Origin of the sequence: Pseudomonas sp. EYE_354, assembly GCF_023148575.1 — a bacterium.
Taxonomy (GTDB): Bacteria; Pseudomonadota; Gammaproteobacteria; order Pseudomonadales; family Pseudomonadaceae; genus Aquipseudomonas.
In genome coordinates, this window is the sequence record NZ_JAHXNQ010000006.1 from 129,654 (window position 1) to 142,111 (window position 12,458).

A 12,458-nucleotide genomic window follows, 5' to 3' on the forward strand; every position below is an offset into this window, starting at 1 on the left:
ATTTATAGCGGTGCCCGGACATCCAATAATAAGCAGGGCCATCCATGAAAAAGCCAAACCCGCTCCTCGAAGACCTCAAGTTCATCCTGCCGACCATCGCCGCTAATGCCGGTGTGGCCGAGCAGGACCGCAAGGTGCCGGCCGAGAATATTGCGCTGCTCAAGAGCATCGGCATGCACCGTGTGTTTCAGCCGAAAGTGTTCGGCGGCATGGAGTTGTCGCTGCCGCAGTTTGCCGACTGCATCGCCTTGCTCGCAGGGGCCTGCGCCAGCACGGCCTGGGCCATGAGCCTGCTGTGTACCCACAGCCATCAATTGGCGCTGTTTTCGGCCCAACTGCAGCAGGAAGTCTGGGGCGCTGACCCGAATGCCACTGCGAGCAGCAGTATCGCGCCGTTCGGGCGCACCGAGGAAGTTGAGGGCGGCGTGTTGTTCAGCGGTGAAATGGGCTGGAGCAGCGGCTGTGATCACGCTGAGTGGGCGATCGTCGGGTTTCGCCGCAACAACGCCCAAGGCACCCAGGACTACTGCTTCGCGGTGCTGCCGCGCAGCGACTACCGGATCCGTGATGACTGGTTTGCCGCCGGCATGAAAGGCAGCGGCACCAAGACGTTGATCATCGACAAGGCCTGGGTGCCGGAGCACCGCATTCAGAAAGCCAAGGACATGATGGAAGGCAAGTCCGCAGGCTTTGGGCTGTACCCCGACAGCAAGATCTTCTATTCGCCGTACCGGCCTTACTTTGCCAGCGGTTTTTCCACCGTCAGCCTGGGCATCGCCGAGCGAATGATCGAGGTGTTCCGCGAAAAAACCAAGACCCGCGTGCGCGCCTATACCGGGGCGGCAGTCGGTGCCGCGACCCCGGCGTTGATGCGCCTGGCCGAGTCCACCCACCAGGTGGCCGCCGCGCGCGCCTTTCTCGAAAAAACCTGGAACGAACACGCCGAACACAGTGAACAGCAGCGTTACCCCAGTCGCGAAACCCTGGCGTTCTGGCGCACCAACCAGGCCTACGCGACCAAAATGTGCATCCAGGCGGTGGACCGTCTCTTCGAAGCCGCCGGCGGCAATGCCTGGTTCGAGCACAACGAGATGCAGCGCTTGTTCCGCGACTCGCACATGACCGGTGCACACGCCTACACCGACTACGACGTCTGTGCACAGATCCTCGGCCGCGAGTTGATGGGCCTGGAGCCCGATCCGAGCATGATCTGAACGCGCTTTTTTAAAACAACAATCAGGGCTGCGCCTGACGCAGCCCAGGAGTCTTGTATGTCTGAATCGACTTTCGACCCACGCGCCTTTCGTCGGGCTCTGGGCAACTTTGCCACGGGCGTGACCGTGGTCACCGCCGCCGACGGCTCCGGCCGCAAAGTGGGTGTTACCGCCAACAGTTTCAACTCGGTGTCCCTGGACCCACCGCTGGTGCTGTGGAGCATCGACAAACGTTCCAGCAGCCACGGCGTATTCGAGGAGGCCAGCCATTTCGCGGTCAACGTACTGGCGGCCGACCAGATCGACCTCTCGAACAATTTTGCCCGGCCCAGGGACGACCGCTTCGCCGAGATAGCCTATGAACCGGGGGAGGGCGGGGCGCCGGTGTTCGCCGATTGTTCGGCACGTTTTCACTGTGAAAAATATCAGCAGGTCGACGGCGGCGATCACTGGATCATGATCGGCAAGGTGGTGGCCTTCGATGATTTCGGCCGCTCGCCGTTGCTCTACCATCAGGGCGCCTACTCCATGGTCTTGCCCCATACGCGCATGACCAAGCGTGACGAAAGCCAACCGCCGAGCAGCCACTTCCAGGGCCGCCTGAGCCACAACCTCTATTACCTGATGACCCAGGCGGTGCGCGCCTACCAGTCCAGCTACCAGCCCCGGCAACTGTCCACCGGCCTACGTACCAACGAAGCACGGATGCTGATGGTGCTGGAGAACGACGCCCGCCTGAGCGCCAGTGACCTGTTGCGGGAAGTGGCGATGCCGGTGCGGGAAATCGATGACGCCGTGGCCAACCTCAAGCGCAAGGGGCTGGTCGACGATGATGAACACGGCGTGCGCCTGACCGCTGCGGGTATCGAAAAGACTGAAGCCCTCTGGGCTATCGCTCGCGAGCAGCAGGATAAGGTGTTCGCCGCGTTCAGCCAGGACCAGATCGAAACCTTCAAGACGGTGTTGAAGCAGCTGATCAGCCACTGCTGATTGCCTGCGTCAATATCCCTGTGGCGAGGGAGCTTGCTCCAGCTGGCCCGCGTAGCGGCCCTAAAAACAATGGGGCTGTTGCGCACTCCAACGGGAGCAATCTCACTCGCCACATATGACTTTTCGCTTGTGGCAGCCACGCGCAAGCGCATTGCAGGCTCGTACAATCAAGCGCGCTCGGTTTGCGATTAGATCCGCGGTTTCGACTCGATCAGAAGGGCCACGCCGATGTTCTTCAAGAAAAAACAGCCGATGCAGGAGCTTGCCGCCGTCCTCAAGCAGCTGCTGGCTGGTGAGGTGTTGCAAACTCACGCGCTGCAAGCTTATCCGCCGCTGCAGGCCGACCTGGAGCAACTCGCCACACAACGTGCGCAAGCTGTGCGGCAGTTGCTGTTGGCCGAGCAGTCAGCCCGCGACCAGGCTGCCCAAGGGGCGCGCAGCGAACAGGCACTTGCCGTGCTTCGCCAGCAACTGCAGCAGGCCGGGCAGCGTGAACAGGCGCTGGAAGCCGAGTTGCGTGAGCATGTGCAGCGCGCCCTTGCGCATCAACACGAGACGCAGATCTGGGAGCTGCTGCTCTGCACCATGACTGAGGGCTGTTGGGACATCACCGTGGTCAACGGTAACGTGCAAGACCCCGCCAGTCGCATGCGGATTTTCAATCAGTTCCGCCTGCTCCTGGGCTACGCGCCCGATGAGTTGCCCGACGGCTGGGACGCGCAGGTCAGCATTACCCACCCCGATGACCTGCCGAAGATCATGGCGATCTTCGACCGGGAAATCCTTGCGCCCCAAGGCAGCGGTGAGTACGTGGTTGAATACCGGATGCGCCACAAGACCCGGGATTACATCTGGTGTCGCGAGCGGGGGCGGGCAGTGCGTGATGCCCAGGGCTGTCTGACGCGGGTGCTCGGCGCGGTACGGGACATCAGCGATGAGCAGTCGGCGAAGACCACTCATCAGCAGTTGCTCGAACACAATCAGGCCACCTACGGCCAAATCGCCACGGTGGTGAGTGTGATCAAGGGCATCGCTGACCAGACCAACTTGCTGGCCTTGAATGCCGCCATTGAAGCGGCCAGAGCCGGCGAGGTTGGACGTGGGTTTTCGGTGGTCGCCGATGAGGTGCGCAAGCTGGCGGAAAACACCCGCCAGGCGACTCATCAGATCCAGACGATGCTGCATCAGCACGAACGCTAGGACGGAGCTGCGCCGCGCAGCTCCTCAAACCGGTCAGAAGGGCACAGCCACGGTCAATTGGCTGTAAAGGTTGGTGCCGTTGCCACCCACCTGGTTACCGCCGCTGTCGGCATCCTTTTTGGGTTGGTAAATGCCCACCAGCGGGCTGATGATCAGGTGGCTGTTGACCGCCCATTCGGCGTAAAGGTCCAGTTCCCGGGCGTCGAGGTTCAACGCATCGTTTTTGCGCAGGGTATTGAAGTCGAAGTACAGCGCGCCGACTGTCAGGTTCTCCAGGGGCGTCGCCTTGAGGCCGACGTGATGGATACCGGTGTTGCTGTTGAACGGGCCGGCATAGTTGGAGGCGACTTCACCCTGGAACCAGGTGCCGTAGCCGGTGCTGAGTCCGGTGAACAGCGGGTCCCATTTTTGCGAATAGCGCGTGTAGCGGTAAGTCAATTTGGGCGACCAACTGACATCGGCGAAGGTGTAGCCGGCCTCGGCGTACCAGGCTTTTTCCGGCCCTGCGTCCTTGTCCTGCCAGGCGTATTCGAAGGCGAAGCTGGCGTTGTCGATACCGGCGCTGCCTTCGCCGCGCAGGCTGTAAGTGTCCAGCCCCTCGCGCTGTTTCTGGAAGTCGCTGGCCCACTGGTCGGTGACGTTCATGCCGTGAACCCAGGTCAAGCCCAGCGTGCCGGCTGCGGCCGTGTAGTCGAGGGTGCCCGCCGCCAGTTCGGTTTCAGCCTGGGCGCGGTTGTCCGATTTGAGCCACAGCACCGAACCGTGCAGGCCTTCTTGCCCGCCCAGACGCAGCACCGCCGTGCGGTCGAAGGCGTGGCGTGCCGCCAGGTAATAGGCGCCGCCTCGGTTCAGCGCGCCGTCAGCCGGGCCTTTGCCCAGGTTGGGGCCGTCGTCGTTGATCAGGAACCCCCGGCCGATCTTGACCACTTGGCGACCGACGGAAAAATCCACACCGTCCTTGCCCAGCGCCGGGAACAGGTCGGCCGATCGCCATCCGAGGTACGCGTCTTCGATTTTGGTGGTGCGTTCGCTGCCATCGGTGTTGCCCGCCGCGTCGCCATCGCCCCAGGTACCGGAGCTGACCCAATTGAGCGCGCCATATGCGGTGCCGTACCCGGCCAGGCCCTGGTCGCCGCTTACCCCATACTTGATGAACCCTTCGCGCCAGGTCGAGCCACCCGCTGTGCCGTCGTAGTTGTGGCGGCTGTTGAACAGGCCGTATACCGCCAGGAAGTCCGCATTCAGGTGGGTGTCCTCGTCGGCATACAACGCATAGGCCTGGGCCGACGAATGGCCGATCAACAACGCGATTCCCAGCCCGACGGCTAAGGACAGCGTGCGTGGTTTCAGTGTGTGTTCCATTGTTATATTCCCCAGCATGGTTAGGTCCAGGGCGCATTAAGATGACCGCAGGCGTGGGAAGTCTTTCATCTGCGTGCCACGCAATTGATCCTGCCCGCCAACCCGTATGCCTTGGCAGGCAGCAACAAAAGCCACGGCAGACATGGGCAAGACGATCGGCGCTCGGGAGGTGCACAGTGATTTGCGCACGATGCCGTTTCGATCAGGGACTGGCTGGGGAGGGCATTATCGCCAGCTCCTTGTACGGCTCGATGCATCCAATCAGAAATCCGCTTTCGAGGATCCGCACCATGTCGATCAATGACCGGCTCACACAGCATTTGAAACGGGGCAGCGTCGGGTTTCCGACCGCGCTGGCCAGCACTATTGGCCTGATCATGGCCAGCCCGGTGATTCTCACCGCAACCATGGGCTTCGGTATCGGCGGCAGCGCCTTCGCGGTGGCCATGCTGATTGCAGTGGTGATGATGTTGGCCCAGGCGACCACCTTCGCCGAAGCCGCCTCGATCCTGCCGACCACCGGCTCGGTCTACGACTACATCAATTGCGGCATGGGCCGTTTCTTTGCGATCACCGGCACGTTGTCGGCGTACCTGATCGTGCATGTGTTCGCCGGTACCGCCGAGACGATTCTGTCCGGGGTCATGGCGCTGGTGAACTTTGAGCACCTCAATACCTTGGCGGAGTCTGCCGGCGGTTCATGGTTGCTGGGGGTAGGGTTCGTCGTGGTGTTCGGCATTCTTAATGCCTTTGGCGTCAGCGCCTTCGGCAGGGCCGAGATCATCCTGACCTTTGGCATGTGGACGACCCTGATGGTGTTCGGCGTGCTCGGCCTGATCGCGGCACCGGCGGTGCAACTGGAGGGCTGGTTCGGCGTGTCGCTGGTGGGCACCGACCTGATCACCATTCTGTCGCTGGTGGGCATGGCCATGTTCATGTTCGTCGGGTGCGAGTTCGTCACGCCGTTGGCCCCGGACTTGCGCAATTCGGCCAAGGTCATGCCCAAGGCCATGATTTTCGGCTTGTTGAGCGTGGCCGCCTGCATGTTTATCTACGGCGCCGCGATGAAGCGCCAGGTGGAAAACGTGGTGCTGGATGCCGCGACCGGCGTGCACCTGCTCGACACACCCATGGCAATCCCACGCTTTGCCCAGCAGGTCATGGGGGATATTGGCCCGCTGTGGCTGGGGATCGGTTTCCTGTTTGCCGGTGCCGCCACCATTAACACGCTCATGGCGGGCGTGCCGAGGATTCTCTACGGCATGGCGGTGGACGGTGCGTTGCCCAGGGTCTTCACTTATTTGCACCCGCGCTTCAAGACGCCGCTGCTGTGCATCCTGGTGGCGATGCTGATTCCGTGTCTGTATGCCCTGTGGTTAGGCGGCAACACCGACAACATCATGCACCTGGTGCTGGCGGCGGTGTGCGCGTGGAGCTTCTCATACCTGCTGGTGACGCTGTCGGTGGTGATCCTGCGCATTCGTCGTCCGGATCTGCCACGGGCCTATCGTTCGCCGTTTTTCCCGTTGCCACAGATTCTTTCCAGCGTCGGTATCTTGCTGGGCATGTGGTTCATTACCCCGCCGGGCATGAATCCAGCGGACATTTATGTGCCGTTCGGGGTGATGCTCGGAATCACGGCTTCATACGCGCTGTTCTGGACACTGGTGGTACAGAAGGTCAATCCATTCAAGCCGGCTTCGGTAGAAGAAGTGCTGGCCAAGGAGTTCTCCCATGAGCCTGGCAACCCTCACAACCGTTATCTCGAGCAGGCTGCAAAAGCTGTCTGAGCTGTTCAGCGCCCAACGGGCCCCGGCCGGTTACCGGCCGGGGGTCACGCTTGAGTACGTACGGCGTAATCTTGGGCTGGCGAGTTTCGCCTCGACGGGGCGCGCCCAGGCAAGGTTTTGCCTGGAGGACATCGGTCTTCAGGTCGATGTTGCCGAGCGCACCGAAGCGCAATTGCTGATGCACCTGGTCATGACCGAATTCATGTTCACGGTGCCCGCCTCAGAGCGGGGCAGTGCGCGCTTTGAACTGCACCACAGCGGGTCGATTCGACGCACGGGGCTGGCCTGTCGGCAACGGGCAGGAGCGCCGGTTTTGCTGGCCAGGCTCCAGGCTGCCTTGAACGACGATCCCAGCCTGCATCAAGCCTTGATGGGGTTGGACTTCAAGCGCCTGCACCTCGATTTGAGCGGGCAGCAATGGCACGTGCGGCTTGAACACATGGGCGGTAGCGAGGTGGTCAACCGCATGCCGGCGTTCCGGCGCTACATCCCCTTGAGCGGCGCGCAGCGAGCCGGGTTGCTGACGGTCCTCGCAGGTTTACAGCGGGTATTGGGCGCCCTTTGAGTTGAGGAATTGGCATCATTAGTGCTTCTACAGTCGGTATCACGCACTTGTTGCGCCTATATAGATAACATGTTAACTATTGGCCGACAAAAACAAGAAACCATTGTGGAGATGCCATGAGCACTTATCAGTCTGCGCACTGTGGGTTGGAAACCTGGACTCAGGATCTGCGAGCGGCGTGCGGTCATTTCGACACGGAACTGGCCTTCAACCGTTCACTGTTCATCGGTGAGGTTTCCAAGCACTCCCGCGGCGACCTGTCACTGGCCAACCTGCGTACCAATGCCGGCCTGATCAAGCGCGAGCGACCCAATGCCGATCACGATATGGACCAGCATTGCTTCCTCGTCAGCCAGCGCAGCGGCTATTGCCAGATCACCCAGAATGGCCAGGTCATTCAGCTGGCCCCCGGCGAGATGTTACTGATGGATTCCACGGGTTCGATCGAGATCAGCCCCTTCGGCCTTATCGAACATGCCTCTTTGTCACTCTCGCGCAATCAAGTGTGCAAGCAGCTGGGCAGCGCCTCGAAAACCTTCGGCAAGATCTCTTCGAGCAAGGCCTGTGGGCGCATGCTCCACGTGTTAATGGATCAGCTGTGCCGCGAGGGCCTGGAAGGGCAGGATTCGATTGAAGAGGCCGAGGCGCTGCAAGCGGCGTTTATTTCCCTGCTCGGTTCAGCCTTTGAACTGCATGACGCCACGGGCGACGGCACTGCATCCTTGCAGGGTAGTAACCTGCGCAGCTATGTGCAAAAAATCATCGACGAGTCCCTGACCCAACCCGGTCTGAGTCCGGTGGGCCTGGCCAGTCGTTTGAACATTTCAGTGCGGCATTTGTACCGTTTGTTTGAAGAGCAGGACGACAGCGTCTGTCGCTACATTCAGCGTGCGCGGCTCAAACGCAGCGCGGACGACCTGACCAACCCCTTCCTCAAGAGCGAGTCGATCACCTCGATTGCCTACAAGTGGGGCTTCACCGATTCTGCGCACTTCAGCCGTTCATTCAAAAAGCAATTCGAGCTGTCGCCCAAGGATTTTCGTTCCACTCATCTGCAGCAAGCGGTCGGTGCTGTGTAGGGTGTCTGTCTGTCAATGAAACCGCTAACGCTGTCGGCCCATAACATTTGCGCAGTCGCGGTCGAACACTTTGCCGCCCATGGCTACGACGCCTCATCGCTGCACGAAATCGCGGTCGGGGCGGGCATGCGCAAAGCGTCGCTGTATGCGCATTTTGTAAGCAAGAACGCGCTGTTTCAGAGGGTTTTCGAGATTGCCCTGGCCCATGAACACCAGTACATCGCGCAGTGCTTCAAGGACGAAACCGCCCACACCCGTGTGCCGGGGCAATTGCACCTTGAGCGATTGAGTGGGCGCTATGAAGGGTCGGCGCACTTGCGCTTCCTGTTGCGCACAGCGTACTTTCCGCCGGCGCAAATTCGCAGCGTCATTACGGCAGGATTCGAGGCTTATCTGGCCAGCATTCGCCAAGACTTTCAGCGCGCCGCGCAAGGGCGGTACAGGACGGTACCACCCGACGCACTTGAAGTATTTGGCGACGCCTACCTGGGCATCGTCGACAGCTTGCATGTGGAGCTGATCTATTCAACGCCCCATGGCTACGTCAAACGACTTGCGGCCTTGTTGCGGGTGTTCAGTGATTCACTGTCGCTGCTTGAAGGAGTCGAGCGCTATTGAACGGATGCACCACGATCAATATGTGGGAGGGGCAAGCGCCCTCCCACAGTTGATCCGGTTTACATGCCGACAGAGGTCATTTCACCTCAGGCAACGTCGAGCCGCCATCCACCACGATGGTCTGCCCGGTGATATAAGCTGCCAGATCCGACGCCAGAAACAGCATCGCCCCGGCAATATCCTGAGCGGCACCCAGCCGTCCCAGCGGCACGCGGCTGGCGATGTCGGCATTGACCTGGCTGTCGCCCAGGTTATCCATGGCAGGCGTGGCAATCATCCCCGGCTCGACGCCGTTGACGCGCACCTGGTAAGTGGCCAGCTCCAATGCGGCATTGCGGACAAACCCGTTGACCCCTGCCTTTGACGCCGCGTAATGGCTGAGCCCCGGATAAGCGACCCGTGGCCCGGTGACCGAGGAGGTGACCAACACACAGCCGCCACCTTGACGCTGAAACATCGGCAACGCGGCCTGGGTCAGCCAGAACAGCGCGCAGAGATTGACTGCCAGCGTGCGCTCCAGCACAGCGGGGGTGATCTGCTCGAATGCAGTCAGCGGGAAATAACCGGCGTTGTGCACCAGGATATCCAGGCGCCCCCAGTCTCGTTCGATGCCCTTGATCGCGTCGAATACTGCCGTCGCATCGGCCAGATCAAGCTCGATGGCTTCGACCTGACACCCACGTCCCGATAATTCCTCGGCCAACGCCCGGGCCTGCGGTCGGAGAAGGTCAACGACCATCACGCGTGCGCCACGCAGCGCAAACGCTTCGACGATGGCTCGGCCAATGCCTTGCGCGCCGCCGGTGACCAGCACGCTTTTGCCGCTGAAATCCAAGTCTTCAGGCATGTGCACGCTCCATATGGGCGTAAGCCAGTGTGGGCACGTCGACGATGCTCGAGCCACCATCGGCGACCACGCTGGCCCCGGTGATGATCGCGGCATCCGGGCTGGCCAGGAAGCGGCACACCTTGGCGATTTCTTCGGCGCTGGCGGGACGCCGCAACGGAACGTCGGCGCACACGCGGGCATAGGCTTGCTGCAGAGTATCGCCATGGAAACTCATCAACGGCTGCATTTCCTGGTCGGCCATCGGCGTAGTAACCCACCCCGGGCACACCGCGTTCACCCGAACGCCGCGTGGGCCGTAATCCCGCGCCAGCGAGCGACTGAGCCCGAGCAGCGCATGCTTGGCGGTGGTGTAGCCGCATACTTCGGGTCCGGCGGCCAGCGAGGCGATGGAGCCGAGCAGCACGATATTGCCAGCGCTTTCGATCAGTAGCGGCAGGCAGGCGCGAGCGCTGTAGAACGCGCTGTCCAGATTGCTGCGCAAGGCCGCCTCCCAAGTGTGTGGGCTGGTCTGGGTGGCGTTGCCCACGCCATGCCCACCGGCGCAGGCCAGCAGCACATCGAGGCGGCCGTAGCGTTGACCAATCTGCGCGACGAAACCCTCCCAGGTGGCCGGGCAGGCCGCATCGCCCACCAGCACCAGGCCGCCGCTGTCCTGCGCAACCTGCTCCAGCGGCTCGCGTCGCCGGCCGATCAGCACCAGGTTGGCGCCTTCGGCCGCGTACAATCGCGCACAGGCGGCACCGATGCCCGTGCCGGCACCGGTGATGACAACGGTGCGTGGATCAGGCATCGGGATACTCCGTGCGGTTGAGCACTTGGCAGTAGGAACTGACCGGAAAGTTCGACAGCTCATCGAACGACGCACCGGCATAGCCGAAGATCTTGCCGTCGCTGCGGTGCTGTTGCAGGTCGATCAGCACCAGGCCTAGGGTCGGGATGATCTTTTCGCGCCAGACAAACAGGTACAGCTGATCGGCGATCTTGTAGTAGTGGCAGCGATCGGTATCGCACAGGCCCTGCTCCACGCCTTTGAGGCACTGCCATGCATAGAACTGATCGTTCAGGTAGATGTGCTCGTAGACTTCGCTGGGGCTGTAGCGATACAGGTTGCGCAGGCCGGTCAGTTCCTGGGTGGGCGCGTGCGGGCATAGGCCGGGCTGCCAGGCTTGATCGAGGCTGCCGTGCAGGAAATCTACTTCTACCGAGGTCAGGGCCTTGCCGGCCAGGGCGCGGCTGTAGAGTCCTTGCTCGGTATGTTCGCGGTCCGGCATGCGCCCGATCACGGCGGTGAACGACGACGTGGTGGTGTCCAGCACCAGGCTGATCGACCAGGCCTGGCCGGCTTCATGCTTGATGAAATCAACCAGGTACAGGCCCGGGCGTACCGAGGTGGCGCGGTAGACGGCCGAGCCGCTGGAGCGGCCGTCGGCGGCGTGCCAGTGCAACTGTTCGGTGTCGAAGCGATGCTCGATCTGCCAGCCGTTGGCGAAGTGCAGGGTGAAGGCCTTGCCGTTGAGGTCGGCAAGGTTGGGCAGGATAAACGCGTCGGGGGCAAAACCATCGGCGAGGGCGCCTACGGTGATCCAGTCGGATGAGGTAGTCATTGCATGGCTCCGGTTGAGGGAATGGACACCCCGGATCATGCGGTTGGCGACCTGGCGCGCCTATCAACCAAAGGGTTGAGGCAGCTTAAAGAAACAGCGCGGCGACCAGTTCGGTACGGCTGGTCACACCGGTTTTGCGAAACAGGTGGATCAGGTGGGTCTTGATGGTGGGCAGGCCGACATCCAGTTCCTGGGCCAGTTGCTTGTTGCTCGCGCCCTGACGTAATAACCAGGCAATCTGACGCTCTTTGGGCGTGAGACCGGCCAGTGCATCGTCGCAAGGCTGCATATTGACCACCGCCATTTGCAGCAACGCCTGCAAGGCATTGAGCTGAGCCAGTTGGTCTGGGGTAAACACCCCTTGTTCCGTCGTGCGCAGCAAGGAGATAGCCGCCTGGGGCTGGTCGGCGCGATGGGCGACGATCTCCACCACATCGACCACACCGTAGCGCTGCAGGAAGTCTTGATAGCGGCGGCTGTCACGCATGGACTGGCGGGCCATGGCGAAACCCAGGGGCACCACCGCCAGCCCGCTGGACAGGCAATTGCGCGGTTGCAATGGGTCGAATTGGCGGTAGTTGTCCAGGTAGTCGCGGTGCATCTCACTGCTCATGCCTTGCAGCCTGAAATCACGCGCTTGCAGCTGGCGGTCGACGCAATAGAATGCTGCCTTGCTGGCAGGCACCAATTGAGTGAAAGCCTGCAGGCAATGGCCGGCGACTTCCTGAGTGGGGATGGCGTGCATGGTCAGTCACCTGCGCCGGAACAAACGCTGCCGGCCGAAGCCGGCAGAGGGGAGTAATCAGACTACCGCGAAATAGTGCTTCACAAAACTTTCGCTCACCACCTCCCACAACACCGGTGTGCCCTTGGTCACGAACCAGCTATCGCCGGCCTTGTAGCGGGCGCTCTGGCCGGTGCTTTCGTCCGTCAATTGCACTTCGCCGGTGACGACCGTGGCGTGTTCGGCGAACGGGTAGACCATCCGGAACTTGCCCTGGGTGGTGCCGAAATAAGCGCTGCTGACGGCGTCGGTCGGTGCTCCGAAGGTCATTTTGCCAAAGGCTTTGACTTCACCTTCGAGGATCTCGGAGCCGAGGTCGGCAACGGTTCCCCAGGTATCGAGGTCCGATAATTGGATGTCTTTCTTCAGGGTGGTAACGGACATGACAGTTCTCCTGTGAAT

The 12,458-nt window shown here is 61.5% G+C and carries 13 protein-coding genes; 7 read left to right on the forward strand and 6 right to left on the reverse strand.

Annotation, left to right across the window (positions count from 1 at the left end):
- Nucleotides 1-44 precede the first annotated feature (44 nt).
- The 3 genes from KZX66_RS10385 (at nucleotide 45) to KZX66_RS26375 (ending at nucleotide 3,404) form a co-directional block, all read left to right on the forward strand.
- Complete coding sequence (locus KZX66_RS10385) at nucleotides 45-1,214, forward strand: p-hydroxyphenylacetate 3-hydroxylase oxygenase component (protein ID WP_248079038.1); 1,170 nt, start codon at nucleotides 45-47, stop codon at nucleotides 1,212-1,214.
- A 57-nt stretch (nucleotides 1,215-1,271) separates the two neighbouring features.
- Nucleotides 1,272-2,204 (forward strand): p-hydroxyphenylacetate 3-hydroxylase reductase component, encoded by a 933-nt coding sequence (locus tag KZX66_RS10390; RefSeq protein ID WP_248079041.1) that lies wholly within the window; start codon nucleotides 1,272-1,274, stop codon nucleotides 2,202-2,204.
- Nucleotides 2,205-2,432: 228 nt separating this feature from the next.
- Entirely contained in the window at nucleotides 2,433-3,404 is a 972-nt protein-coding gene (locus KZX66_RS26375; protein ID WP_282445890.1) for a methyl-accepting chemotaxis protein, read from the forward strand.
- A 33-nt stretch (nucleotides 3,405-3,437) separates the two neighbouring features.
- Here the strand turns inward: KZX66_RS26375 and KZX66_RS10405 are convergent, their stop codons facing one another.
- Complete coding sequence (locus KZX66_RS10405; protein ID WP_248079043.1) at nucleotides 3,438-4,766, reverse strand: alginate export family protein; 1,329 nt, start codon at nucleotides 4,764-4,766, stop codon at nucleotides 3,438-3,440.
- Nucleotides 4,767-5,056: 290 nt separating this feature from the next.
- Here KZX66_RS10405 and KZX66_RS10410 point away from each other — a divergent pair, with 290 nt between their 5' ends.
- The 4 genes from KZX66_RS10410 (at nucleotide 5,057) to KZX66_RS10425 (ending at nucleotide 8,818) form a co-directional block, all read left to right on the forward strand.
- Nucleotides 5,057-6,556, forward strand: coding sequence for an APC family permease (locus KZX66_RS10410; protein WP_248079046.1), 1,500 nt, complete (start codon nucleotides 5,057-5,059; stop codon nucleotides 6,554-6,556).
- On the forward strand, nucleotides 6,501-7,121 hold the full coding sequence (locus KZX66_RS10415) for a DUF3156 family protein (RefSeq protein ID WP_248079048.1): 621 nt from the start codon (nucleotides 6,501-6,503) through the stop codon (nucleotides 7,119-7,121). Before KZX66_RS10410 ends, KZX66_RS10415 begins: the two co-directional genes overlap by 56 nt.
- A 116-nt stretch (nucleotides 7,122-7,237) precedes the next feature.
- Entirely contained in the window at nucleotides 7,238-8,200 is a 963-nt protein-coding gene (gene feaR, locus KZX66_RS10420; protein WP_248079050.1) for a transcriptional regulator FeaR, read from the forward strand.
- Between the two features lie 15 nt (nucleotides 8,201-8,215).
- Complete coding sequence (locus tag KZX66_RS10425; protein WP_248079052.1) at nucleotides 8,216-8,818, forward strand: TetR/AcrR family transcriptional regulator; 603 nt, start codon at nucleotides 8,216-8,218, stop codon at nucleotides 8,816-8,818.
- A gap of 76 nt (nucleotides 8,819-8,894) precedes the next feature.
- Here KZX66_RS10425 and KZX66_RS10430 read toward each other — a convergent pair whose 3' ends face one another.
- The 5 genes from KZX66_RS10430 to KZX66_RS10450 all read right to left on the reverse strand — a co-directional run bounded on the left by KZX66_RS10430 (nucleotide 8,895) and on the right by KZX66_RS10450 (nucleotide 12,440).
- A complete protein-coding gene (locus tag KZX66_RS10430) occupies nucleotides 8,895-9,665 on the reverse strand; it encodes an SDR family oxidoreductase (RefSeq protein WP_248079055.1) in 771 nt (256 codons plus the stop codon).
- Nucleotides 9,658-10,458 carry an SDR family oxidoreductase gene (locus tag KZX66_RS10435; protein ID WP_248079058.1) on the reverse strand — a complete coding sequence of 267 codons (801 nt, stop codon included), beginning with the start codon at nucleotides 10,456-10,458 and terminating at the stop codon, nucleotides 9,658-9,660. The genes KZX66_RS10430 and KZX66_RS10435 overlap by 8 nt, the downstream gene beginning before the upstream one ends.
- Nucleotides 10,451-11,272: a molybdenum cofactor biosynthesis F family protein gene (locus KZX66_RS10440; protein WP_248079060.1), complete on the reverse strand. Its 822-nt coding sequence runs from the start codon at nucleotides 11,270-11,272 to the stop codon at nucleotides 10,451-10,453. Before KZX66_RS10440 ends, KZX66_RS10435 begins: the two co-directional genes overlap by 8 nt.
- A gap of 85 nt (nucleotides 11,273-11,357) precedes the next feature.
- Entirely contained in the window at nucleotides 11,358-12,017 is a 660-nt protein-coding gene (locus KZX66_RS10445) for a LuxR C-terminal-related transcriptional regulator (RefSeq protein WP_248079063.1), read from the reverse strand.
- A 57-nt stretch (nucleotides 12,018-12,074) separates the two neighbouring features.
- Entirely contained in the window at nucleotides 12,075-12,440 is a 366-nt protein-coding gene (locus tag KZX66_RS10450; RefSeq protein WP_248079065.1) for a cupin domain-containing protein, read from the reverse strand.
- Nucleotides 12,441-12,458 lie beyond the last annotated feature (18 nt).